Source organism: Marisediminicola antarctica (assembly GCF_009930795.1).
GTDB lineage: Bacteria > Actinomycetota > Actinomycetes > Actinomycetales > Microbacteriaceae > Marisediminicola > Marisediminicola antarctica.
In genome coordinates this window covers 2325852-2347588 of sequence record NZ_CP017146.1, presented here as the reverse complement: position 1 = coordinate 2347588, position 21737 = coordinate 2325852, and the positions used below count along the sequence as shown (strand labels likewise).

Genomic DNA, 21737 nt, shown 5'->3' with positions numbered 1-21737 from the left:
CCATGGGCAGGCCGCTCAGCCCGCTGCTCTCCCCGGAGAAGATCTGCCGCGCCGCGCTCGAACTCGTCGACGAGCGAGGCGACTTCACACTGCCGCGTCTCGCCCGCCGGTTGGGGGTGAGCCCCTCATCGATCTACCACCATGTTCAGGGCCGCCCCGAGATCATCAACGGGATGAGATCGCTCATCAGCGCTGACGTGCTGGCACAGGACGGTTTTCCGCCCGGCGAGGGGGCCTGGCGGGAGCAGGTGGTGCGGTGGGCGAGGATCTATCGCGCCGCACTCGCGCTGCATGCGAAGGCGATTCCGATCTTCGTGGGCGAGGCCGTGACCGACGATGCGACCCTCGAGATCTACGAGCGCCTCGCGGCGCTGCTCGCCGCCAACGGGTTCGACTCCCGGGAGGTGATCGTCGCGGTCTCGGTCATCGACAGCTACATGCTCGGCTCCGCGATGGACGCCGCGTCTCCCGTCCCGGCGTGGGTCACGCAGCCGCAGCCGCATCCGGCCTTCCACGAGGCGCTCCACGGCGGCGGCCTGGCAGGCAAGCGAGCCGATACGGCCTTCGACGCAGGGATCGCCGCGCTAGTTGCGAACCTCGAGATAATCGCGGGCCACCCGACTACGGTTGCCTCATCGGTTCGGTCAGCCCAGTTGGAGCCACTCGGCGAACTCGACCTCGGAACCGAGGAGTGAGTACCGGGCGTCATCGACGATGTCGAACTGCGTCGCCGTCGAGTCGAGTTGGGAGAGCAAACCCGCCGATCCGCAGGAGGTCGACGCGTTCGGGATGATGGCGCGCAGATCGTCGAAATCGGCGTAGGCGATGCGGGACTGGATGCTGACGTCGTTGAGCGTCCCTTCTGTGGCCGACGAGAACCACCCGCCGTAGCCGACGGCCTGCTCCGCCGGGGTGGGACCCGCGAGCAGGGCCTCGAGGGCAGGCCGGAGCGGCGCGGCGGCGTCGACGGTGCGCGGCACGGGGAACACGTCGTCGCACTCGGCCCCGAGCGAGGTGTTCGCGAAGAACACCTGAACGGTGCGGGTGACACCAGATCCCCCCGCGACTCTGGTTACCTGATAGTCGAGTTCGAGCGCGTTGCTGACAGCCAAGCTGACAGCCCCGGGGCCGCCCATGATGATCACGTCGGCGACGCCCAGATCAGCCAGGACTGCGGCCGTCACCGGCGGGAGGGCGGATCCGCCGGTGAGCAGAATCGGCGCGTTGTACAACGCAGCGAGCGGTGCGGCGGCGAGCGCGTCGGGGAAGTTCTCCCCTGACGCGAGGACAGCCACGCTGGCCCCGGCGGGGAACGCGTCGAGGGCGGCCTGTGCGGCGGTGCCGTAGCGGTCGTCACCGGCGACGCGGCTCACTTGGTAGTCGAGTTCGAGCGCGTTGCTGACCGCGAAGCTGACTGCGCCGGGGCCGCCCATGATGATCACGTCGGCGACGCCCAGATCGGCGAGGGCAGCGGCGGTCACCGGCGGGATGGTCGTTCGTCCGGTCAGCAGGATGGGCGCGTCGTAGAACGCGGCGAGCGGTGCCGCAGCCAGCGCATCCGGAAAGTTCTCGCCCGATGCCAGTACCGCAACGCCGGCGCCCGCGGGGAACGCGTCGCGCGCGGCCTGTGCGGCGGTGCCGTAGCGATCGTCACCGGCGACGCGGCCCACCTGGTAGTTCAGCTCGAGGGCGTTGCTGATCGCGAAGCTGACGGCGCCGGGGCCGCCCATGACGATCACATCGGCGACGCCGAGCTCGACCAGCGCCGCCGCCGTGACCGGCGGAAGCGACGCCATCTGCGTCAGCAGGATCGGCGCGTCGTAGAAAGCGGCGAGCGGTGCCGCGGCCAGGGCATCCGGGAAGTTCTCCCCCGACGCGAGGATGGCCACGTTCGAGCCACCAGGGAAGGCCTCGAACGCGGCAGCGGCGGCGGTGCCGTACCGGTCCAGGGGTGTCGGTATCGGCTGCGCCGCGGCCGGAGCAGCGGAGAGCATGATGCCCGCGAGAGCAAGGATTGCCACGACGGTGTGGCGCAACTGAGATCTCATGTGCTCAAGCCTGAGCCGCCGATTCCCGCGAGGTAAGGGACCTTCGTCCCGGTGTGCCTGCCGCCGTGGGCACCCGCTTTCGCTGTCCGAGGGGCTCTCCTGTCGCCTCCGCCACCGCCGGCCCGTGCACCTCATCGAGCACCTCACCCGGGTGTCGCAGGCCGAGGCCGCGCGGCGCATCCGGCTCGGTGCCGCCGTGCGCCCCCGCCGGGCGCTGGATGGGCGGCAGCTCCCCGCGGCCTTCCCGATCGTTGCCGCGGCGCTGACCGCGGGCCAGCTGGGGGTGAATGCTGCGGCGGAGCAGTCCCTCGTCGACACTGCGGCGGTCGAGCCTGCCGACATAGTCGGCCTCCACGCGCGGGTGTGGCGGGAGGCGCCCGATCCCGACGGCGCCGAGCCCCGGGAAGAGGTGCTTCGCGCCCGACGGCGGTTCTCCCTCGGCCGCGAGGTGGAGGGGATGACGCCGTTCTCCGGCGCGCTCGACCCCACCTCCGCCGCGCTGCTGCGCGCTGCCTTCTCGGATGCCTCGGCGCCGGGCGCCACGCCTCGCTTCCTCAGCGAGGAGGACATCGCCCGAGGCACCCAGACGTGGAGGACACCGGAAGATCGTGCTCGGCGACGACGGCGAGGTGCTCCATCTCGGGCGCCCGGAGCGCCTGTTCTCGACGGCCCAACGCAAGGCGCTCGCGGTCCGTGACGGCGGCTGTGTCATCAACTGCGGGGCACCACCGGGATGGTGTGACGCCCATCATGTGACCGAGTATGAGGCGGGCGGCGAGACCAACATCGACAATGGTGTGCTTCTGTGCAGTACCCACCACACCTGGCTGCACGCCTCCGAGTTCACGCTGACGATGGTCAACGGCAAGCCCTGGCTGCTCGCCCCGCCCTGGTTGGATCCGGCTCAGAGGTGGAAGTCGGTCGGATATACGCGGGCGACGATGGCGGGGTGACCTGACCTGACCTATGCCGCGGCGTTCGATCCCAATCCATGTGCGCGAGGGCTCCGAACACTGTGTGACCCGCGGGACCCCGCCCGCAGATCGCTTACCTAGGAGCAACCCACTATGAAGAAGTCAATGACGACCCTCGGCGCAACAGTCTTGATGCTGTTCGCAGCGACGTCGGTCGGAGCAAGTGCAGCATCAGCCCACAACCCCGAAGGGCCGCAAGGAAAAGGCGCAGGCAAGAACGTCACCCTCACCGCAACGCTGAGCGAACTCAACCACTCCGGAGTATCGGGAACCGCGAGCGCGCTCGTGCGCAACAAGAAAATCAAGCACATCGAGGTGAACGCAATGGGTCTCACCCCGGACGCCCCGCACGCGCAGCACATCCACTTCGGCGATCAGGCGCTGCACGAATGCCCGACCCTTGCCCAGGACGCCAACAAGGACGGTCGCCTGAACACCGTCGAAGGTGTGCCCGCGTACGGACCTATCGTCGTCTCGCTCACCACGACGGGCGACACGAGCCCCGCGAGCGCCCTTGCAGTCGACCGTTTCCCCGTCGCGAAGCACGGCATGTTCCACTACAGCCGCTCCAACATCAAGTTCACTGACGTCGCCGGGACCGGCGCCGACGGCGGTGTCGGAACGGCCAAGCAGATCGCCGAGGCGGTCCGTGCGGGAGAGGGTGTGGTTGTGATTCACGGAATCGACTACAACGACGACAGCATCTACAGCCTCAGTGGCGAAGGCGCGAGCGAACTCGACCCGTCGTTGCCGGCTGAGGTGACCGACCCGGTCGCCTGCGGCGTGCTGCACTAGCCGACGATTTACCCGGGGGCCGGGCCCGACGAAAGTCGGGTCCGGCCCTGTTTCGTGTCGCCCGTGCGGTGACAAATGTTCTCGTGCCGCGCGAGCTGATCCCGATGTCATCCTCCGCTCTCGCGTCGGGAGGTCAGGCGCGAGGTCCAGGCGAGGTAGGCGCTCAGGATGCTCGCCGCGCGCGGGCCGACACCCATGAGTCGACCGTTCCAGATCCGCCAGCGGGTCGGGTCGCCCGCGGTCAGCTCGCCGATCCCCCGGACGAACGCCGCAGCGATGACCCGGGGCCGATCCGCTCGACCCGGGTGACGAGGGGGTCGAGCGTCGCCGCGCGGACGTGGACTTCGATGCCGTTCGGGTCGATCAGGTCGAAGAGATTGCGGATGCGTTCCGGCAGCCCCCCAGCCCAGCTTCGCGACGTCGACGCCGGCTCGCGCCAGTCGGCGGGCAATCGCCATCACCGAGAAGCACTCGGCGGTCAGCCGTGCGGCATGGGGTGCGAGTGCCTGGCCGAGGCTGAATTCGGGGTCGAGGCGGATGCCCATCCCCTCGACCATCAGGAGCATCTTGAGCACGATGACCATCTCCGGCCTCAGCTGGAAGCGGTGGTCGCGCAGGATCGCGAGCAGACGGCTTTCCAGCGGTCCCATCTCGAGCTCGCCGATCGCGCGGCCCCGGTACATCGCGATGTACTGCGCGAAGTCGCCCCGCAGCTTGTCCCGATCGACCGACCCCGCGGGCGACGGACAGTTCGATCAGGGCCGCACCGATCCGGTTGGGGTCGTTGCGGGTGAGGGCGAGCAAGAGGTCGGTGATCTGCTCGCGGAGCTGTTCGTCGATGACGCACACCATGCCGAAGTCGATGAGCCCAATGCCTCCGTCGGGCTCGACGAGGAGGTTGCCCGGGTGCGGATCGGCGTGGACGAACCCGTCGACGAGGACCATCTGCGTGATCGCGGCGACCGCGCGCTCAATCAGTTGACGACGGTCGATCCCCTCGCGATCGAGCGCATCCGCGTCGCCGACGTTCAGGCCGATGATCCGCTCGAGGGTGATGACCCGCGAGGTGGTCGCACCCCAGATGATCCGGGGGATGTGGATGCTGGGATCGCCCGCGAAGTTGTGAGCGAAGCGTTCGGCGTTGCGCGCCTCGTGCAAGTAGTCCAGTTCTTCCCGCATAGTGCGCGCGAACTCCGCAGCGATTCCTGTCAGGTTGTAGTCGGCGGCGAGCTCCCAGTGTCTGCTCGCCTGCGCCGAGAGGTTCTGCAGCACCTCCAGGTCGAGGTTTGCCTCGGCGATTACCCCCGGCCGCTGCACCTTCACCACGACCGGTGTCGCATCGAGCATCGTCGCCGCGTGGGCCTGGCCGATCGACGCGCTCGCCAACGGGGTGGGGTCGAAGGAGGAGAAGAACTCTTCCGGAGGCGTGCCGAGTTCCTCGGTGATGACGGTGCGCACCGTATCGATGGAGATCGGTGGGGCCGAGCTCCTCGAGGGCACGCCGCAGCCGTTCCGGGTTGCCGATCCGCTCGCCCCCGTACTCAACCCGCGCGACCAAGTGGCGCAGGCCTGCCCACCGGTCGAGCCCGCCGACGCCGGCAAGAAAGCCGAGCCCGTGCCGCGTAAGCACGACCGCAACCTGCCGGTACCGCTCAACGTGGCTCGCCACCTGGTTCGCTGCTTCTCACTCGGCTAGGCGCGAGTGATCTGCACCTTTCGGGACTGTGTCTCGGCCTGCGGCGGAACCGGTGCCCTGACCTCGAGCACCCCATCGCGGTACGACGCGGTGACCTCGTCGTCCTTGATGCCGTCGGGCAGGGGGATGTCGCGGGTGAAGGAGCCGTATCGGAACTCCGAGCGGTAGCCGTCCTTGGATTTCTCCTCGCTCTTCTCCTCGCGCTGCGCCCTGATGTGCAGCACGCCGTTGGTGACCGAGACATCGACATCCTTCTCGAGGTCAATGCCCGGCATCTCGGCGCGCACGACCTGCGTGGTGCCGTCCACGAACTCCTCAACGCGAATCGTGCCCGACTCCCAGTCGCCCTCGATGAAGCGGCGGATCGGGTCGAATACCTCGCGAGAGGTTCGTCTCACGATGTCTGTCATGGTGGGTCTCCTTGTGTTCAGACCCGGGTGTTATCGCACCGGGTTGTGTTCGCACCGGATCCGAGCCGGACCGACGGTCGCGAGATCAAGTGCATCCCGACGGGCGGCGGCGGAACAGGGAACAAAGTCCCGCGATGCCTCCACCGCGCCGTTGCAGGGACGAAAGCCCCTACTTACCGGCAACACCAGCGCGCACAGTGAAGAGATGACCCTCAAGCAGCGCAGGCTTTTCGAGCGGCACGTCCGCATCCACTGGGGCGGTCGCGAGTTCCACACCGACCACGGGATGAGCGAGATCTTCGTTAAACAGGTGCGTGAGACGGCGGATGCCGGTCGGTCGGAACTCGTGCCGCTTCTGCACGAGGGCGGACTGGACCTCCTACTGGTCACGCCGACGACAATCGTGACGACCCACCCCGTCGAACGTCGCGAGCACGCGACGAACACAGCCTGAGCGGTGTGCCTCAGGCGCGGCGTGCTTCAGGCCACGTGCTCGGCCGCAGAGTACTGGGCCGTGACCAGGATCGGCATGTGATCGGATCTGCCGCTCGGCAGCGTCGCGACATTGTCGATGTCGAGGCCCACCGAGGTCACGAAGTCGAAGTGCCCCTTGAAGAACTTGTATCGGGTGTAGGTCGACGTGTCGCTCAGTGACAGGGCGTAGCCGGACTCCTTGACCCGCGCGGTGAGGTTGTCCTTGAAGTACGGGTAGTTATAGTCACCGACCATGAGGGTCGGCACGTCACCGAGGCCGCGCAGCTCAGCGTGCGCGGCCTTGATCTGGTTGCGCCGCAGCGAGTTCAGAGCGGTGAGAGGCGCCGCGTGGAACGATGCGACGACGAGCTCCTGCTGCGACTCGTCATCGATGAGGCGCGTGCCGATCAGGCGCTCATGGGCTGGCGCGAGGACCCTGTCGTGCAGGGACTTCTTGAGCGCGAACGCCTGGGTGGAGATGGCGGTGAAGCGGTCCTTGCGGTAGTAGACCGCGAGCCCGAGCCGGTTTCGCTTCGTCGAGTCGGCCAGGTGGAGGTTGTCCAATTCGGCCGGGAGGGCGAGCGTGTCGCACTCCTGGAGGCACAGCACATCGAGGTCGAAGCGGTTGACCAGATCGGTGAGTTCGCCGCTCGCCGCATTCTTGCGGAGGTTGTAGCTAATGACTCGTAACAGAACAACCTCTTAGGTCTCGTCGTGTTCGTCTAACGGAGGAATCCTATCCCCAGTGCGGGCAAAACGTTCAGCTGCCGAAGAGCATCTCGATCGGTCCTCGGGCGAAATAGACCAGGAATCCGGCGGCGACGATCCACAGCAGGGGCGAGACTTCCCGCGCTTTGCCGGAGAGAGAGCGCACGACGACCCAGGATATGAAGCCGACGCCGATGCCGTTCGCGATCGAGTAGGTGAGCGGCATCACGATGATCGTGAGGAAGACCGGGAGCGACGCCGAGAACTCGCTCCAGTCCATCTCCTTGATCTGCGACATCATGAGCACGCCGACCACGACGAGGGCGGCACCGGCCACCTCGAGCGGCACGACCTGGGTGAGCGGGGTGAAGAACATCGCGAGAAGGAACATGCCGCCGGTGACGACCGAGGCGAGTCCCGTGCGTGCCCCCTCGCCGACCCCGGCAGCGGAGTCGATGAAGATCGTGTTCGATGAGGACGAGGTCGCCCCGCCGGCCACCGCGCCGATTCCCTCGATGATGAGCGCCGACTTGAGCCGCGGGAAGTTGCCCTTGGCATCGGCAAGGCCGGCTTCTCGGGTGAGGCCGGTGAGGGTGCCGACAGCATCGAAGAAGTTGGTGAACACGAGCGTGAACACGAGCATCACCGCCGCGAGGATTCCGATTCGCTCGAACGCGCCGAAGCTGAAGGCACCGATGAGGCTGAGGTCGGGCAGCGAGACGATTGACTCAGGGATCACCGGGGCGTTGAGGCTCCAGCCACCCGGGTTGGAGAACGACGGCCCGAGCTTGAAAATCGCCTCCACGGCGATCGCGACCGCTGTGGTCGCGAGGATGCCGATGAGAAGTGCCCCCCTGACCTTGCGCGCCATCAGCACACCCATGGTGAGCAGGCCCAGGATGAAGATCACCGTGGGGATCGTCGTGACCGACCCCGCGTCGCCGAGCTGAACGGGCGGCGACGCGGCTCCGCTCGAGCGCACGAAGCCCGAGTCGACGAGGCCGATGAACGCGATGAACAGGCCGATGCCCACGGTGATCGCGGTCTTCAGCTGCGCGGGTACCGCCTTGAAGATCAGCTCCCGCAGGCTCGTCGCCGACAGCACGACGATGAGAAGCCCGTTGATGACGACGAGGCCCATCGCCTCGGCCCAGGTGACCTGCCCGACGACGCTCACGGCAAGGAACGAGTTGATCCCGAGCCCGGCGGCGAGGCCGAACGGGAGATTCGCGACGAGCCCGAAGAGGATCGTCATCACGCCTGCGGTGAGCGCGGTGACCGCCGCGACCTGGCCGGCCTGGAGCCAGTTGCCCTCGACGTCGAGCGTGGCCTGGTCGCCGCTGAATCCGCCGAGGATGAGCGGGTTGAGGATTACGATGTAGGCCATCGTCATGAAGGTGACGAGGCCGCCGCGAATCTCGCGGCTGGTCGTCGACCCGCGCTTGCTGATCGAGAAGAAGCGGTCGATGCGCGTGCCGATGGCCGGGCGCTGAGCTGTCGTGGTGATGGGTGACTCCAGTCGGACTTCTCCGGCGCAGCCTGCGCCTGAAGCGACTCCGAGTTTATCCCTGCCGTGGGTCAGCGGCCGCCGCCGCCTCCCCCTCCCCCGCCGCCGCCGGAGAAGCCGCCGCCAGAGGATCCCCCGGAGGAGCTGCCGGATGCCGAGCTCGCTGGCGCCGACGCGGATGTTGCGGCCGAGCGGAAGCCCGTCATGGCCCCGGCGAAGTGGGCGCCGGTGAACGGCGAGCTGCCCACGTACCAGTCCGGTGTCTCGTCGGCATACTGCACGGCGAGCTCCTGCGCCCACTCCTTCTCGACACCCCAAAGAACTGCCCACGGAAGCAGCTTCTCGTAGAGCTTCACGATCTGGCGGTGGTTGCCGACGTCGACCCGCACGGCGCCCGCTGGACTTTGCAGCACCCGGAACCGGTCCGCTTCGGCGAGGGTGAGGTACACCCGCAGACCGGAGATGTAATCGCGCAGGTCGGCTCCGGTGTCGGTGAGAACGGCGGGCCGGATGGCGCACAGCCCGCCAATGAAGAGACCGAACCCGCTTATGAGCAGGGCGGCGAACGCCCACCCGGTGGGTACCGGCGAGAGGACGAGATCGAGAAAGACCACGACGGCGGCCAGTGCGACGATGCCCGCGAGCGCCGCCAGGATCACCCATCGCACCCGCGCCCTGACCCGTTCGCGCAGCCCGGCAGAGACGGCCAGCTTGCGGGAGGCGGTGCGGATGGAGCTGAGTTTCGTGGCGAGCTTCTGGCTCGGCTTCGTCAGGCTGCGCTCCTGGGCGGAATCCGGGGTGCGGCCGAAGAGAGCCTCCATCACCTCGGTCTCCTGTGCGTCGAGGTCGCGGTCGTGCAGAAACTGGAGTGCGAAGTCGTCGCCCCGTTCGATGATGCGGAGGTTGCCGCGCACAGCGAGACTGACGAACTGCGCCGCCATCGAGGTCGAGGACCGTTTGACGATGTCGCCCGCGAGCAGCAGATAGACGCCGTCGGGCACGCTGTACTGCGCGATGATCGTGCCGCGTCCGCGAGCATCCCGCGGTCCGGCGATACGGGCGACGATCGCGACGATCGATCCGAGCATCGCGAGCACCATAACGACACCTGAGGCCCAGATCGCCAGGTTTGAGGGCTGCGGCGGCTCCGGGACCACGAAGGTGCCGGGAGAGAAGGCGATTGCCACGCTCACGTTCTCGCCGGGTCCGAGGTTCTCGGCACCCGCGGTGAACAGCTTCGCGCCCGGCGCATCCGGGTCTGGCATCACGGCGAGGTCGCACCGGTCGGTCGAGCCCCGCACGCCGACGTAGCACGCGGCCTCACCCGTGGTCTCGCCCGCGATCGCTGGGGCGACATGCACTCGAGCGGTGAGCCGACCGAACGGCTGGGCGAATCCGGTGCCGTTGGTGTCCCAGTAGAACTCGTCGGAGGAGGTGTCGGCGAAGGAGCGCACCACGTTGATCTGCGAGTAGCTGATTGTGTAAGTCTGGGTGCCCCGCACATAGTCGTCGGTGCCCAGCGCGAGTTCGAGGAAGCCCCCGATCTCCGACTCCTGATACGGCACCGGGTCGCCGTCGTCGTCGACGACCGATTCGATGCTCGGCGCAAGCGGTACCCCGTCGTAGTCGAGAGGGATGGAGCGGATGATTCCCCGATTCTGGTCGAACTCGGGAAACTCGGCGACGAACGTCTCCACGGTAGTCAGCCGCGACGTGCGGTCTTCCGCTCGGCTGAGATAATAGTCGGCCTCGTAGGAGGTGAAGGTGAAGTCCTGCACGCCGGTGGCGCTGCGCGCCGAGGAGGATGCTGCACCGGCCGGGCCGCCGGCCGGGCCGAGCGCCGCCACCGCCGAAATCGCGGGGCCGGCGAGCATGCTCGCCATGATCAGAGTCGTGGTCAGCAATCGCCGCATGAGTTCAGACTAGGCGCGTCGGGGATCACACCGCCCGGCGCGGCGGATTAGCGTGGAGGCATGGAAGCGGCACGAGTGCGCACGCGGGCGATCGTGCGCGGAATGGTGCAGGGCGTCGGATTCCGTGCCAACGCGAGGGCCGAGGCGACGAGGCTCGGGCTGTCCGGCTTCGCCCGCAACCGGTCCGACGGCACGGTCGAAGTCGAGGCGGAAGGGCCGGATGTCGCGGTCGCCGAGCTCGTCCGCTGGCTGCACGCGGGCCCGCCCTGGGCGGAGGTCAGCTCGGTCGAGGTGACTGACCTCGAAACCGCCGGAGACTCGGGCTTCCGGCTCGGCTGAGAACGGTGGTGGTGCAGACTGGGCGGCATGACTGTGACTCCGCCGTCCAGGGAGGTGCTCGAATGGGTCGCCGCCAGCGTCGGCGCGACCTCGGCGAGCTGGTCACGGTCGCTTCTGGGCGGAATGCACGCCGTCACCGACGTGGTTCGCACCTCGGATCGGCAGGATCTTGTACTCCGGCGATTCCCGGCAGGTGACGATGCGGTGCACCGTGAGGTGAGGGTACTGAGTGCGATCGACGGGCTCGACGGACTGGCCCCGCTGCTGATAGCTGCTGATCCCGACGGCGCAACCGGCACCCCGACGATTCTGACGACATTGCTCGCAGGCTCCGCCTTCATCACTCCGCACGACCCGGTCGACTTCGCCCGCCAACTCGGCCGGACCCTGGCCAGCATCCACGCCCGCGCCCCCGGTCCCGGACTGTCCGACGTCATCACCTCGCCGCGCGCGGCCGCCCAATTCGGGGCCTGCCCCGAACAGCTCCTCGCGGAGCCGCACGTGCTGACGCACTTCGACTTCTGGTCCGGGAATACGGTGTGGCGAGACGGACGCCTCACCGGTGTCGTCGACTGGTGCGGGGCGGGGACGGCCCCGCCCGGACTCGACGTGTCGTGGGCTCGCCTCGATCTGATCCTTCTCTACGACCGAGTTGTCGCCGATGCGTTCACGCGCGCGTACGAGAGCGCGGTCGGCGTCCAGGTTCCCGACATCGACCTGTGGGATCTCTATGCCGCTTCGAACGCCCGACCCAACGTGGAGAGCTGGGCTCCGGGGTATCAGGGCCTCGGGCGCGGCGACCTCGGGCCGGCATCACTGCGTCAGCGCCTGACCGAATGGTCCCGGATCGCGGGCGGTAACGAGCACTGATACGGCACCGCGTGGCGTGCGGATCAGACGAAGCGGATCGCCGCCGACAGCCTCGTGCGCACGTCGAAGAGTTCGTTGCCGCCCATCAGGGGCACATTGACGAGCCCGGTGCGGGCAAGGTCCTGCAGCCGGGAGCGCTGCACCAGCAGGGTCGGCACGCCCCGCGCCCGGCCGACGACGGTGAGGGACTCCTCGGTCTGATCGTCAGGGACGACGATGACAAGTGCGGTGAAGCGCACGCGTGCGGCGCGAGCGATCGACCGGGCACGCAGCGAGAGAGCGTGCAGCGGGCGCTCCCCCGCACCGATGCCCTCCCCGATGATCTCGCCCTTGCGCAGGGTGACCGGAGCTCCCCAATCCTCGGAGAGCATGGCGAACAGCCCGCTCGGGCCGAGCACGATGTGGTCGAGCTTCTGCGCGGGGCCGCCGCCAGCAGCATCCGTCGCCACGTCGTGCCAGATCGTGAACGCGATGCCGAGCTCGGAGAGCAGGCGCGCGGTGGCCTCCTCGGCGAGGGCGTCAGCGAGCACGTGGCGGATGTCGCGCGGCGCCGAGCGCACGAACGCGGAGTCGTAGGGGTCGTCGAGTGCGACCCCTCGGCCCGCCCATTCGCGGATGAGGCTGAGATAGCGTTCACGGCGCCAGCCGCCCGGATGCCCGTGCGATCGTGCGAGTGGCCGGGAGTCCCGGGGCTTGCGTGCCGACGGTGCCGCCCACGCCTCATGGGCAGGCTCGCTCCTCGTCGCGCCGCGGTCGTATGCCGCCCGCGCCTCGGGGGTGCCGATGCGCTCCCACGCCCACTGCGCGGTGTGAAACTCGGCCGCGGATCCCCCCGTGTCAGGGTGCGTCTCGCGCAGAACACGGCGGTAGGCGCGGCGCAACTCGTCGGTGCTCGCGGTCGGGGGAACGCCGAACACCTCGTAGGGCGTCGCTGAGAGGGGGCTGTCGCGCATCCGTCAATTCTTCTTGGGGCTTGGGGATCAATAGACGAGAGTACCTTCCCCGCGCTGGCAGGAGGGTGGGCCGGGCCTCCGTGACGACCAGTGTCGGTGGCTGCTGATTGAGTGAAGGAACCGCAATTTCATCCCTGGCCGGAGGAACCCATGCCCAGCTATCCCCATCTCATCGACGAACGCTGTCCCCGGTGCGACAGCACGAATCCCCTGGAAATCGTGCACGGAACGGCGAGCAGCGAGATGCGTGCCGCGGCAGATTCCGGGCTCATCGCGATCGGTGGGCCCGTTGTCGCCGACGACAACGCCGCCTACCGCTGCCGCCGCGCCGGCTGCGGGGTGGAATGGGGCCGCGTCGACTGGGACAGCTGAGCGCCCCGTGACGCTAGTCTCAAGCAGTGAGCCAGACAACGAGCGACCGCGCCGACCCAGCGCCGCGCCCGGAGAATGTCGACCCGTCCCTGCCCCGTCGGCTCGTCGGTGCCTCGCGCATCGTCGTCGGTCTGCTGGTGTTGGCCAGTATCGTCACCCAGATCGTCGACCAGTCGATCAACGACGCCTTCATTCCAGGCGAGTACTTCAGCTACTTCACCATCCAGACGAGCGTGATGAACGTCGTCGTACTAATCGTCGCTGGTGTTATCGCGCTGCGCCGCCGCCGCGACTCCGAGCTGCTCACGACCCTCCGGGTGTCGATTCTCGCCTATGCGGTCGTGACGGGCGTTGTCTACAACGTGCTCCTGCGCGATATCGTCAGTGACGGATTCGTCGGCATCCAGTGGCCCAACGAGGTCATCCACGTCTGGGTGCCGATCTTCATTGCCCTCGACTTCCTTCTTGCACCCGGCAGTCACCGGCTCGGCTGGAACCGGCTGTTCTTCGCTGTGGTGTACCCGCTCGCCTGGGTCGCGCTCACGCTCGTGCGCGGTGCCGCGACCGGCTGGTACCCATATCCGTTCCTCATCCCGGATGGGCCGGACGGCGCTCTCGGTGTATTCGGCTATGTGCTGGGCATTGCCGGTTTCATCGTCGTTATCGCCTCCATCGGGATCGCCGTCAGCCGCATCGGGCGCCGCGGCGCTCGCGCGGCCTGACCCAGGCACCCGTCTTCCGTAGAGTCGACACATGGAGATGGCTGCGAGCGTGAGAGTCGACAGCTGGATCTGGGCTGTGCGGCTCGTCAAGACCCGGTCGCTGGCTCAGACGGCCTGCCGCGGCGGCCATGTGCGCATCAACGGCGAGAAGGTCAAGCCCGCGCAGGCCGTGCGAATCGGCGACGAGGTGCGGGTGCGGGTCGGCGACCTCGAGCGCATCGTGGTCGTGCAGCGGATCATCCGCAAGCGCGTCGGTGCGCCCGCTGCCGCCGAGTGCCTTCTCGACCAGACTCCCCCGCCACCGCCGCGCGAGACGATTCCGGTCGCGGCGCAACGCGATCGTGGTGCCGGGCGCCCCACAAAGCGTGAGCGCCGCGAGATCGACCGGCTGCACGGCCGAACGGGAAACAATGGCTGAGGCGCGCCCCGCGTGGGCGAACTGGGGGCTCATCGGGCTGGTGTTCGTCGGTGGCAGCCTCGGCACCGCGACCCGGGCGGCGCTCACCCTCGCCATTGATCCCACCGACGGGTTCCCGGCGACAATCATGGTCATCAACGTTGCTGGCGCCCTGCTGCTCGGCGCCCTCCTCGAGGCGCTCTCCCGACGCGGGGCCGACGAGGGGGCGCGGCGGCATATCCGGCTGCTCATCGGCACCGGGTTCCTCGGCGGGTTCACCACCTACAGTGCGCTCGCGACCGACAGCGTTGTGCTCGTGTCGGGCAGCCCCGCGCTCGCGCTGCTGAACGCGTTGGGGACCCTTGTGCTCGGCGCGCTCGCGACGTGGCTCGGAATCGTGTTCGCCGCGTGGGTCGACCGTGGCAGGGCGCGCCGGTGACGCCGCTCTTGTTCCTGCTTACCGCCGTCGCAGGCGGCGTCGGCGCCGCACTGCGGTTCGTGCTCGATGGCGTCATCCGGTCCCGCTTTCCGACTTTTCCCATCGGCACGCTCGTGATCAACGTTGCGGGGTCGTTCGTGCTCGGCCTCGCCACGGCGGTCGCGCTGGGCGAGCTGGTCCCGCCGGAGGCCCTCTCCGTTCTCGGCGTCGGCCTCATGGGCGGTTTTACGACGTTCAGCACCGCGAGCTTCGAGACGGTGCGCCTGATCGGGGACCGCCGCTACGGTGCGGCGCTCGTCAACAGCGTAGGGATGCTCATCGCAAGCGTGCTCGCCGCCGCGCTCGGGCTGTGGCTGGGTTCGCTTTTCTGATCAGGGCCGGTCTGGGTCCGGGTCTGCTGCGCAGTTCGTGAGATAGAAGTTGCGCACGACCCTCGACTGTGGATAAAGCTCGAGCCCGGTCTGAATGACGTCGTCGTCGAGCGTCGTGCCTGACGACTGTTCAGACAGGGCCAGTTGTGCGCCCGTGAAATAGTCCTCGTAGTTCGCCCAGACCTGGGCTATGGCGATCGGCGGGTCCCGTTCGTCCATCGCGTGAAGCTTCACACGGATCTCATCCTGGAGCTGGTCCTTCGGCAGCGAGAGTTCGAGCGGCCCGACGGTGGAGGCGTCGCCCCCCGCGAGAGTGAAGTCAGAGCAGAACTCGGTCATCCGTGCGGTCGAGGCGGGGCGTTGAGTTACTGTACTGCTGCTTTCTGGCGGTCGGCCCAGAGCTCGTTCTGCACCAGGAGGGCGAGATTCCGCAGCATGACGGACTCCCCTTCGGAGAACTCCCGGGGGCGCGTGTCATAGACGCAGAAGGAGCCGACCCGCTGGCCCTCCGGGCTCACGATCGGATACCCGGCGTAGAACCGCACGTGGTGCTCGTCGGTCACGAATGGGTTGGCAGTGAACCGCTCATCGAGAGTCGCGTCAGGGACGACGAAGCCGTTGTCATCGCGGATCGTGTAATCGCAGAAGGCGACGCAGCGGGGAGTCTCCGACAGCTCGAATCCCGACCGGGCCTTGAACCACTGGCGGTCCCTGTCGATGAAGGTGACCGCCGCTGCCGCGGTGCCGAACATGCTCTGGGCCAGCTCGGTGACGCGTGTGTATCGGTCATCGGCCGCTGTGTCGAGAATTTGGAGGCGGACGAGAGCGCGGATCCGCTCCTCTTCCTGCGCCCAGTCGACCGGCGGAGCCGTCTCGTCGGGGCGTGTCAGTTCCGCCGCCATCGGGGCGACGATCGCCCGCGCCCAGGCGCGGTACGACTGCGGTCCCCGAAACCTCGATCTCTCCGCGGTTGGCGACGGGGGGAAGGGCAGCAGCGACGTTCGCGGATGCCCCTCGCACGCCTGGGGCAGCTCGGCGCTGAGTGTGCGCCCGTGGCGGTCGGTGATCCAGCCCGGCAGCAGAAGGAGCGACCGAATTTTGGGCATTGCGGGCACCATCAGCACGAACGTCCGCAGGTGCGGCGAGCCCTCGTACTCAAGCAGGGTGAGCAGTGCGCTCATGTCGGTGCGCCACTGGGCCGCGGGGGCCATGCTCATGGCGTCGAAGAGCCCGAGCATCACGATGACGGCGTCGTAGCGGGAGAGCATCGTCTCGTCGAGTCGGAAATAGGCTTCGCGGGCGGTGAGCTCGACGTCGACGATGAGGTCGACGTCGACTCCCCTGCCGGTGTCGGCCGAGAGCTGTCTGGCGATTCCTCCCGGCAGGGCAAGGTCGTGACTGAGCACGCCGAAGCCGACCGCGGGACCACAGCCGATGAGCAGCACTCTCAGCGGGTCGCTGCCGGAGGCGTGGGCACCCGTCGACCCCGTTGGACGAGGAATGTTGTACCAGGCAGTGGCGGCGGTGAGGTAGGCGAGCCTCATGAAGGGGCGCACGAACGCATCGAGGATTTTGGACACCGCGCTCAACCCCCAAAAGTCCACGACGAGTCGACGCGACCCCCCGCAGTTCCGAGCGTACGTCAGCTGCGCAACTATTACGCAATCCGTGTCATCGGGAGGCGCAGCTCGCTCAACGCCGGTTCAGCGCACGACACTCCACTCGTCCGCGGTGACGATTCCGACCGCGACCAGCGCGACGACGGCGATGGCGATCATGCAGGCCGCCATGATGGCGAGACGGAATCGGCCTCCCGCGGTTGTGAATCGCACGACGACCATGACGAGGTAAATCGCTGCGAGCACGACGATTCCGCCGACCGCTACACCCGGAGGGCCCAGCCCGATCAGCGGGGCGAGCACGGCGATGCCGGTGACGGCGAGAATCCCGCCGACGATGATCCAGGCGAGACCGCTGGAGGAGGTCAGGGCGGGCTGGTTGCGTACCAGCGTGGGGTCGGCCTCGCGTCTCCGCCGTTCGGACTGCTCGTTCGGCGTCCGCGCGGGTGGTGTCGGTGTGGGTGTCATTGCTTGCTCCTTCCCCCAGCGCTGCAAGCGCATCCGTAACCTACGGAACACCCGCCGAGGGGGCCGGCTCAACCCATTGACAGGGCGACGAGGCGGCGTTCGCGCATGGCGAGGAACAGCGGAAAGGTGAAGGCGAACGCGGTGACCGCCGACAGTACGATGTACAGCCAGGCCCGCTTCATCCCGAGTCTCCGGGCCTCGACGATGATGAGCACGCTGCCGGCGAGCGCGACGATGAGCAGGTCGACCCCGAGCGAGCCGACGGCCGGGCCCGATCCGAACCAGTCGCCGAAGAAGTCGCGCCCCGAGGCTACGGCGCTGACGTTGAAGGCGAGGGTGCCGAGGAGTCCGAGGATGCTGAGCACGAGAAACGTGATCGAGGTGGCGTTCCAGTGCTGGGTGAGTGTCGATTTCGTGGCCATGGTCACATTGTCGACCACGCGCACTGGAAGAATGGGGATGTGACTATCGCTCCCCCTCCCCTCGGTCTCCTGCTCGACGTCGACGGCCCCATCGCGAGCCCCGTGACCCGCACCATCGCAATCGAGACGATCACCAACGACCTCGTTACACTCGCCAACCAGGGCATCCCTGTCGTATTCAACACTGGCCGCTCCGACGTCTTCATCCGCGACCAGGTCGTGAAGCCGATGCTCGCGGCCGGACTAGCCATGGATGCTCGGGTCTTCGGGGTATGCGAGAAGGGCGCCGTCTGGTTCGGTGCCACGATGACCAACTTTGCCGGCGTACAGGTCGACCGGAACCTCGCGCTGCCCGATGAAATAGTCGCCGACCTGCGCGCCCTGTTCGACGCCCGCTACAGCGACACGATGTTCTGGGACGACGGCAAGCACGCGATGGTGTCGCTCGAACAGCGCACGGATGTCACATCGGGTGAGTTCCTGCCGCAGAGGGACCGGTTTGCCGCGGATGCCTTCGATTTGCTCGAGCGCAACGGGGTCGGAGCCGAGCTCGGCGACCGGTCCAGCGCGCATCCGGTGTCGGTCCGGATCGAGCCGACCGTGATTTCGACCGACATCGAGCGGGTATCGCTCGGCAAGGCGCTCGGAGCGGAGCGAGCCCTGTCGCTTCTGGCCGACTCCGGGCCGATCCCGCGGCTCTGGCGTACGGTCGGCGACTCTCGCAGCGACTACGGCATGGCGGACCACCTGCACGCCAACGGCTTCGACGTCGCGCATGTCGACGTGCGCCCCGCCGACGGCATCCCCGACAAGCCGTATCGGGTGATCACGCAGGGCGACCTCGACAACGACGAGGCCGGAGCCGAGTTTCTCGCGCACTGGGTGCGGGAGTTCGCCGGTTAAGCAGGCTCAGGCGGAGTCGCGCCAGACGATCGAGGTGGGCAGGAGGGTGCCGAATTTCGGCACCTGTTCGCCGCGCAGCTGCGAGAGCACTCGCTCGGCCGCCAGGCGCCCGAGGGCGTCGGCGGGCTGCCGCACGGTCGACAGGGTGGGCTGGCAGCGGAGCGCCCAGGCGCTGTCGTCGAACCCGACGATGCCGACGTCGTCGGGCACGCGACGGCCGGCCTCGCGCAGGCCGTCGAGGGCGCCCGCGGCGATCGAGTCGGATGCCGCGAAGACGCCGTCGATGTCGGGGGCGCGGCTCAGCAGCTGTCGCATTCCGCTTAGCCCTGTTCCGTGCGAGTAGAGCGGGTAGTCGACGACGAGGTTCGGGTCGAAGGCGTCGCCGAGCGCGGCGCGGAAACCCGCCAGGCGGTCCTGGCCGGAGTCGCGGTCGAGGGCACTCGCGATCATGCCGACCCGCCGGCGCCCGGTGGCGAGCAGGCGCTCGGTGATGGCCTTCGCGCCGGCAAAGTTGTCGATGCCGATGAACGGGATGCCCTCGATGTCGGGCGGGTGGCCGACGAATGCCGCGGGGATGCCGAGCTTGACCACGGCGTGGGCGATGGGGTCGCCCGAGCGGGCCGAGATGATGATGACGCCGTCGACGAAGCCGCCGCTGAGGTACTCGGCGACGCGGTCGCTGTCACGGTCGGAGTCGATGACGAGGGAGACGAGCTGGTAGTCGGCCTCCGAGAGGATCGCGTTGGTGCCGAGCAGGATCGCACCGATGACCGGGTCCTCAAGGAAGAGCGAGTGCGGCTCGTGCACGATGAGCCCGATCGCGTGCGACTGCTGTGTCTTGAGGTTGCGGGCGGCGGTGTTGCGAACGTAGCCGACCCTGGCGATCGCGGCCTCGACGGCGACGCGCGCCTCGTCGGAGACGTAGCGTTCGGCGTTGATGACGCGGGAGACGGTGCCGCGCGAAAGCCCGGCCTCCGCGGCGACATCGTGGATCGTCGCTCGGCGCGGACGCGCAGCACCAGTGGCCATGCTCACACTGTAGTGCTCCCGCTACTGCCGGCCGCGCGGGGTCTGCGCACAATGTGTCAGGTCTGTGATTGACAAATCGAAACACGACTGGCTACTCTGGGATCGTTCACAGGCCAGCTGCGAATTTCTTTTTTGCACAGTCTGGGAACGTTCACAGACCTACGCTGGACCACCCGCACCGCATCCGCACCGCAGCGCACAGCCAGACCAACGATGATCGAGGCCCTTTTGTCCAGCACGACAGACCATGCGCCAGCCGTCGCCATCGCGCCCGCGGTCGGCACCCGGTTCGCCTCCGTTGGAATTGAGTACGGCTGCGACTACAACCCCGAGCAATGGTCCCGCGAGGTCTGGAACGACGACGTGCGACTCATGCGCCAGGCCGGCGTCACGCTCGTCGCGATCAACGTCTTCGGCTGGGCGGTGCTTGAGCCGCGCAGCGGCGAGTTCGACTTCTCCGGGCTCGACGCGATCGTCGGGCTGCTGCACGAGAACGGCATCGGCATCAACCTCGGCACCGGAACCAGCTCCCCTCCCCCGTGGCTCACGCGACAGCATCCGGAAATCCTGCCGATGGCGGCCGACGGAACCCGCCGCTGGCCCGGTGGACGCCAGGCCTGGTGCCCGAGCTCGCCCGTCTTCCGCGAGCACGCCCTCGCGCTCGTGACCGAGGTGGCGGCGCGCTACGGCAGCCACCCCGCAGTGCGCCTCTGGCACGTCTCGAACGAACTCGGCTGCCACAACGCCCTGTGCTACTGCGACGTCTCGGCCGAGTCGTTCCGCGGCTGGCTGGAGCGCCGCTACGGGTCGATCGACGCCCTCAACGAGGCGTGGGGAACGTCGTTCTGGAGCCAGCGCTACTCGGAGTGGGCCGATGTGCTGCCGCCGCGTGCGACCCTCTCCGCGGCGAACCCCACCCAGGCGCAGGACTTCTCCCGATTCAGCTCCGACGAGCTGCTCTCCTACTACCTCGCCGAGGCGGGGGTGCTGCGCGAGCTGAGCGCGGTTCCGGTCACCACGAACTTCATGATCACCGCCCACATTCGCACCCAGGACTACTGGAGCTGGGCGCCCCACGTCGATGTCATCGCCAACGACCACTACCTCGACCACCGCCTCGACGACCCGCACCAGGAGCTTGCCTTCGCGGCGGACCTCACCCGCGGGCTCGCCGGCGGCGGCCCGTGGGTGCTGATGGAGCAGGCGACCGGATCGGTCAACTGGCAGCCGCGCAACATCGCCAAGGCCCCCGGAGAGATGGTGCGCAACTCGCTCTCCCACCTCGCGCGCGGCGCCGATGGCATCTGCTTCTTCCAGTGGCGCGCCTCCGCCTCGGGAAGCGAGAAGTTCCACTCCGGCATGGTGCCACACGCGGGCACCGACACCGGCATCTGGCGCGACGTGCTCGAACTCGGCCGCGTGCTCGGCGCGCTCAGCGAGGTCGCCGGTTCCCGGGTTGTGGCGGATGCCGCCATCGTCTTCAGCTGGGACGCCTGGTGGGCCGTCGACTTCGAGTCGCGCCCCTCCGGCGACCTGCGCTACCTCGACCAGGTCCACCGCGCCTACCGCGAGCTCTGGGACGCCGGAATCACCGTTGACATCGTCGCGCCGGGCGCCGACCTGTCGGCCTACCGGTTCGTCGTTGTCCCCTGCCTGTATCTCGTGACGGAGGATGCCGCGCGCGGCATCCGGGACTACGTGGCCGGCGGCGGCCACGCCCTCGTGACCTTCTTCAGCGGCATCGTCGACGAGAACGACCGGATCCTGCTCGGCGGCTACCCCGGCGCGTTCAAGGAGATGCTCGGTGTCGTCACCGAAGAGTTCTTCCCCCTCGGGCACGGTGACGCCGTCGCCCTCGACGACGGCTCGACCGCGACGGTCTGGACCGAGTGGATGCACGCGCGCGGCGCCGAGGTCATCGCCTCCTACGCCGACGGCACCCTCGCCGGAGTGCCCGCGATCACCAGGAACAGGCACGGCGACGGCGTCGCCTGGTACCTCGGAACGGCGCTCGAGGCCGGGGCGCTCGGTCGCCTGCTCGTGCGGGCGAGCAGCGAGGCCGGAGTGAGCGCGACCCGCCTGGCCGGCGTCCCTGGCGTCGAGGTGGTCCGCAGGAGCTCCGCCGAGAATGATTACCTCTTCGTCATGAACCACACCGACGAGCCCATCAGTCATCCCGCGGCGGGTACCGAACTCACCCGTGGCGGCCAGGTCGAGAACACCGTCGACGTTCCGGCCGGTGGGGTGCGGGTCATCCGCACTCCGCTGCAGTCCGCCAGCACCACTGAGATCCCCGCAGCATAAGGAG

At 68.1% G+C, this 21737-nt stretch carries 27 protein-coding genes; 15 read left to right on the top strand and 12 right to left on the bottom strand.

Annotation, left to right across the window (positions count from 1 at the left end):
• Positions 1-2: 2 nt before the first annotated feature.
• Positions 3-695 (top strand): TetR/AcrR family transcriptional regulator C-terminal domain-containing protein, encoded by a 693-nt coding sequence (locus tag BHD05_RS11040; RefSeq protein WP_161886475.1) that lies wholly within the window; start codon positions 3-5, stop codon positions 693-695.
• Here BHD05_RS11040 and BHD05_RS11035 read toward each other — a convergent pair.
• The gene (locus BHD05_RS11035; RefSeq protein ID WP_161886474.1) at positions 645-2048 is read right to left on the bottom strand and encodes a cell wall-binding repeat-containing protein; all 1404 of its coding nucleotides are present in this window, start codon (positions 2046-2048) and stop codon (positions 645-647) included. The two genes, BHD05_RS11040 and BHD05_RS11035, sit on opposite strands and share 51 nt — an antisense overlap.
• Positions 2049-2172: 124 nt before the next feature.
• On the opposite strand from BHD05_RS11035, the gene BHD05_RS11030 reads away from it, so the two are divergent.
• From BHD05_RS11030 to BHD05_RS11020, 3 genes are all read left to right on the top strand, one after another.
• The gene (locus BHD05_RS11030; RefSeq protein WP_161886473.1) at positions 2173-2745 is read left to right on the top strand and encodes a DUF222 domain-containing protein; all 573 of its coding nucleotides are present in this window, start codon (positions 2173-2175) and stop codon (positions 2743-2745) included.
• A gap of 55 nt (positions 2746-2800) precedes the next feature.
• Complete coding sequence (locus tag BHD05_RS16155; protein ID WP_161886472.1) at positions 2801-3001, top strand: hypothetical protein; 201 nt, start codon at positions 2801-2803, stop codon at positions 2999-3001.
• A gap of 114 nt (positions 3002-3115) precedes the next feature.
• On the top strand, positions 3116-3817 hold the full coding sequence (locus BHD05_RS11020; protein ID WP_161886471.1) for a hypothetical protein: 702 nt from the start codon (positions 3116-3118) through the stop codon (positions 3815-3817).
• 363 nt (positions 3818-4180) lie between these two features.
• Here BHD05_RS11020 and BHD05_RS11015 read toward each other — a convergent pair whose 3' ends face one another.
• Positions 4181-5275, bottom strand: a complete 1095-nt coding sequence (locus BHD05_RS11015) for an AarF/ABC1/UbiB kinase family protein (protein WP_202614200.1) — start codon at positions 5273-5275, stop codon at positions 4181-4183.
• Here BHD05_RS11015 and BHD05_RS15755 point away from each other — a divergent pair.
• The gene (locus tag BHD05_RS15755; protein WP_202614199.1) at positions 5259-5513 is read left to right on the top strand and encodes a hypothetical protein; all 255 of its coding nucleotides are present in this window, start codon (positions 5259-5261) and stop codon (positions 5511-5513) included. The genes BHD05_RS11015 and BHD05_RS15755 overlap by 17 nt on opposite strands.
• On the opposite strand, the gene BHD05_RS11010 is transcribed toward BHD05_RS15755, so the two are convergent.
• Positions 5510-5923, bottom strand: a complete 414-nt coding sequence (locus tag BHD05_RS11010; RefSeq protein ID WP_161886470.1) for an Hsp20/alpha crystallin family protein — start codon at positions 5921-5923, stop codon at positions 5510-5512. The two genes, BHD05_RS15755 and BHD05_RS11010, sit on opposite strands and share 4 nt — an antisense overlap.
• Before the next feature lie 205 nt (positions 5924-6128).
• Here BHD05_RS11010 and BHD05_RS11005 point away from each other — a divergent pair, with 205 nt between their 5' ends.
• Positions 6129-6377, top strand: a complete 249-nt coding sequence (locus BHD05_RS11005; RefSeq protein ID WP_161886469.1) for a hypothetical protein — start codon at positions 6129-6131, stop codon at positions 6375-6377.
• A gap of 26 nt (positions 6378-6403) precedes the next feature.
• On the opposite strand, the gene BHD05_RS11000 is transcribed toward BHD05_RS11005, so the two are convergent.
• From BHD05_RS11000 to BHD05_RS15750, 3 genes are all read right to left on the bottom strand, one after another.
• Positions 6404-7090 (bottom strand): endonuclease/exonuclease/phosphatase family protein, encoded by a 687-nt coding sequence (locus BHD05_RS11000; RefSeq protein WP_161887495.1) that lies wholly within the window; start codon positions 7088-7090, stop codon positions 6404-6406.
• Positions 7091-7157: 67 nt separating this feature from the next.
• Positions 7158-8624, bottom strand: coding sequence for an NCS2 family permease (locus BHD05_RS10995; protein WP_202614365.1), 1467 nt, complete (start codon positions 8622-8624; stop codon positions 7158-7160).
• 59 nt (positions 8625-8683) lie between these two features.
• Entirely contained in the window at positions 8684-10525 is a 1842-nt protein-coding gene (locus BHD05_RS15750) for a DUF2207 domain-containing protein (RefSeq protein ID WP_202614198.1), read from the bottom strand.
• A 60-nt stretch (positions 10526-10585) separates the two neighbouring features.
• On the opposite strand from BHD05_RS15750, the gene BHD05_RS10985 reads away from it, so the two are divergent.
• Both BHD05_RS10985 and BHD05_RS10980 read left to right on the top strand, forming a co-directional pair.
• The gene (locus BHD05_RS10985; RefSeq protein ID WP_161886468.1) at positions 10586-10864 is read left to right on the top strand and encodes an acylphosphatase; all 279 of its coding nucleotides are present in this window, start codon (positions 10586-10588) and stop codon (positions 10862-10864) included.
• Positions 10865-10891: 27 nt separating this feature from the next.
• The gene (locus tag BHD05_RS10980) at positions 10892-11734 is read left to right on the top strand and encodes a phosphotransferase family protein (protein WP_161886467.1); all 843 of its coding nucleotides are present in this window, start codon (positions 10892-10894) and stop codon (positions 11732-11734) included.
• A gap of 23 nt (positions 11735-11757) precedes the next feature.
• Here BHD05_RS10980 and BHD05_RS10975 read toward each other — a convergent pair whose 3' ends face one another.
• Positions 11758-12687 carry a J domain-containing protein gene (locus tag BHD05_RS10975; protein ID WP_161886466.1) on the bottom strand — a complete coding sequence of 310 codons (930 nt, stop codon included), beginning with the start codon at positions 12685-12687 and terminating at the stop codon, positions 11758-11760.
• 150 nt (positions 12688-12837) lie between these two features.
• On the opposite strand from BHD05_RS10975, the gene BHD05_RS10970 reads away from it, so the two are divergent.
• The 5 genes from BHD05_RS10970 to crcB are packed head-to-tail and all read left to right on the top strand — an operon-like array spanning position 12838 to position 14988.
• Positions 12838-13059, top strand: a complete 222-nt coding sequence (locus tag BHD05_RS10970) for a hypothetical protein (RefSeq protein WP_161886465.1) — start codon at positions 12838-12840, stop codon at positions 13057-13059.
• A 26-nt stretch (positions 13060-13085) separates the two neighbouring features.
• Entirely contained in the window at positions 13086-13781 is a 696-nt protein-coding gene (locus BHD05_RS10965; protein WP_161886464.1) for a Pr6Pr family membrane protein, read from the top strand.
• A 37-nt stretch (positions 13782-13818) separates the two neighbouring features.
• Complete coding sequence (locus BHD05_RS10960; RefSeq protein WP_202614364.1) at positions 13819-14199, top strand: RNA-binding S4 domain-containing protein; 381 nt, start codon at positions 13819-13821, stop codon at positions 14197-14199.
• Positions 14192-14617, top strand: a complete 426-nt coding sequence (locus tag BHD05_RS10955) for a fluoride efflux transporter FluC (protein ID WP_161886462.1) — start codon at positions 14192-14194, stop codon at positions 14615-14617. Before BHD05_RS10960 ends, BHD05_RS10955 begins: the two co-directional genes overlap by 8 nt.
• Entirely contained in the window at positions 14614-14988 is a 375-nt protein-coding gene (gene crcB, locus BHD05_RS10950; protein ID WP_161886461.1) for a fluoride efflux transporter CrcB, read from the top strand. The genes BHD05_RS10955 and crcB overlap by 4 nt, the downstream gene beginning before the upstream one ends.
• Here crcB and BHD05_RS10945 read toward each other — a convergent pair whose 3' ends face one another.
• From BHD05_RS10945 to BHD05_RS10930, 4 genes are all read right to left on the bottom strand, one after another.
• Positions 14989-15327 (bottom strand): hypothetical protein, encoded by a 339-nt coding sequence (locus tag BHD05_RS10945; RefSeq protein ID WP_161886460.1) that lies wholly within the window; start codon positions 15325-15327, stop codon positions 14989-14991.
• 26 nt (positions 15328-15353) lie between these two features.
• Positions 15354-16568 (bottom strand): GAF domain-containing protein, encoded by a 1215-nt coding sequence (locus BHD05_RS10940; protein WP_161886459.1) that lies wholly within the window; start codon positions 16566-16568, stop codon positions 15354-15356.
• A gap of 123 nt (positions 16569-16691) precedes the next feature.
• Entirely contained in the window at positions 16692-17075 is a 384-nt protein-coding gene (locus BHD05_RS10935) for a hypothetical protein (RefSeq protein WP_161886458.1), read from the bottom strand.
• A 68-nt stretch (positions 17076-17143) separates the two neighbouring features.
• Positions 17144-17497, bottom strand: a complete 354-nt coding sequence (locus BHD05_RS10930) for a DUF2834 domain-containing protein (RefSeq protein ID WP_161886457.1) — start codon at positions 17495-17497, stop codon at positions 17144-17146.
• A 39-nt stretch (positions 17498-17536) separates the two neighbouring features.
• Here BHD05_RS10930 and BHD05_RS10925 point away from each other — a divergent pair, with 39 nt between their 5' ends.
• Positions 17537-18400 carry a hypothetical protein gene (locus BHD05_RS10925; protein WP_161886456.1) on the top strand — a complete coding sequence of 288 codons (864 nt, stop codon included), beginning with the start codon at positions 17537-17539 and terminating at the stop codon, positions 18398-18400.
• 6 nt (positions 18401-18406) lie between these two features.
• Here the strand turns inward: BHD05_RS10925 and BHD05_RS10920 are convergent, their stop codons facing one another.
• Complete coding sequence (locus BHD05_RS10920) at positions 18407-19429, bottom strand: LacI family DNA-binding transcriptional regulator (RefSeq protein WP_161886455.1); 1023 nt, start codon at positions 19427-19429, stop codon at positions 18407-18409.
• 228 nt (positions 19430-19657) lie between these two features.
• Here BHD05_RS10920 and BHD05_RS10915 point away from each other — a divergent pair, with 228 nt between their 5' ends.
• Positions 19658-21733 carry a beta-galactosidase gene (locus tag BHD05_RS10915; protein ID WP_418763804.1) on the top strand — a complete coding sequence of 692 codons (2076 nt, stop codon included), beginning with the start codon at positions 19658-19660 and terminating at the stop codon, positions 21731-21733.
• The last annotated feature ends 4 nt before the right edge of the window (positions 21734-21737 follow it).

What these genes read in the sequence shown, in the direction of transcription:
- BHD05_RS10930 (WP_161886457.1), bottom strand. Translation starts at nt 17,497, where the DNA reads ATGGCCACGAAATCGACACTCACCCAGCACTGGAACGCCACCTCGATC.
- BHD05_RS10985 (WP_161886468.1), top strand. Translation starts at nt 10,586, where the DNA reads ATGGAAGCGGCACGAGTGCGCACGCGGGCGATCGTGCGCGGAATGGTG.
- BHD05_RS10920 (WP_161886455.1), bottom strand. Translation starts at nt 19,429, where the DNA reads ATGGCCACTGGTGCTGCGCGTCCGCGCCGAGCGACGATCCACGATGTC.
- BHD05_RS11020 (WP_161886471.1), top strand. Translation starts at nt 3,116, where the DNA reads ATGAAGAAGTCAATGACGACCCTCGGCGCAACAGTCTTGATGCTGTTC.
- BHD05_RS11005 (WP_161886469.1), top strand. Translation starts at nt 6,129, where the DNA reads ATGACCCTCAAGCAGCGCAGGCTTTTCGAGCGGCACGTCCGCATCCAC.
- BHD05_RS11040 (WP_161886475.1), top strand. Translation starts at nt 3, where the DNA reads ATGGGCAGGCCGCTCAGCCCGCTGCTCTCCCCGGAGAAGATCTGCCGC.
- BHD05_RS10980 (WP_161886467.1), top strand. Translation starts at nt 10,892, where the DNA reads ATGACTGTGACTCCGCCGTCCAGGGAGGTGCTCGAATGGGTCGCCGCC.
- BHD05_RS10960 (WP_202614364.1), top strand. Translation starts at nt 13,819, where the DNA reads ATGGCTGCGAGCGTGAGAGTCGACAGCTGGATCTGGGCTGTGCGGCTC.
- BHD05_RS10935 (WP_161886458.1), bottom strand. Translation starts at nt 17,075, where the DNA reads ATGACACCCACACCGACACCACCCGCGCGGACGCCGAACGAGCAGTCC.
- BHD05_RS10975 (WP_161886466.1), bottom strand. Translation starts at nt 12,687, where the DNA reads ATGCGCGACAGCCCCCTCTCAGCGACGCCCTACGAGGTGTTCGGCGTT.
- BHD05_RS15750 (WP_202614198.1), bottom strand. Translation starts at nt 10,525, where the DNA reads ATGCGGCGATTGCTGACCACGACTCTGATCATGGCGAGCATGCTCGCC.
- BHD05_RS11010 (WP_161886470.1), bottom strand. Translation starts at nt 5,923, where the DNA reads ATGACAGACATCGTGAGACGAACCTCTCGCGAGGTATTCGACCCGATC.
- BHD05_RS10970 (WP_161886465.1), top strand. Translation starts at nt 12,838, where the DNA reads ATGCCCAGCTATCCCCATCTCATCGACGAACGCTGTCCCCGGTGCGAC.
- BHD05_RS10945 (WP_161886460.1), bottom strand. Translation starts at nt 15,327, where the DNA reads ATGACCGAGTTCTGCTCTGACTTCACTCTCGCGGGGGGCGACGCCTCC.
- BHD05_RS11035 (WP_161886474.1), bottom strand. Translation starts at nt 2,048, where the DNA reads ATGAGATCTCAGTTGCGCCACACCGTCGTGGCAATCCTTGCTCTCGCG.
- BHD05_RS10955 (WP_161886462.1), top strand. Translation starts at nt 14,192, where the DNA reads ATGGCTGAGGCGCGCCCCGCGTGGGCGAACTGGGGGCTCATCGGGCTG.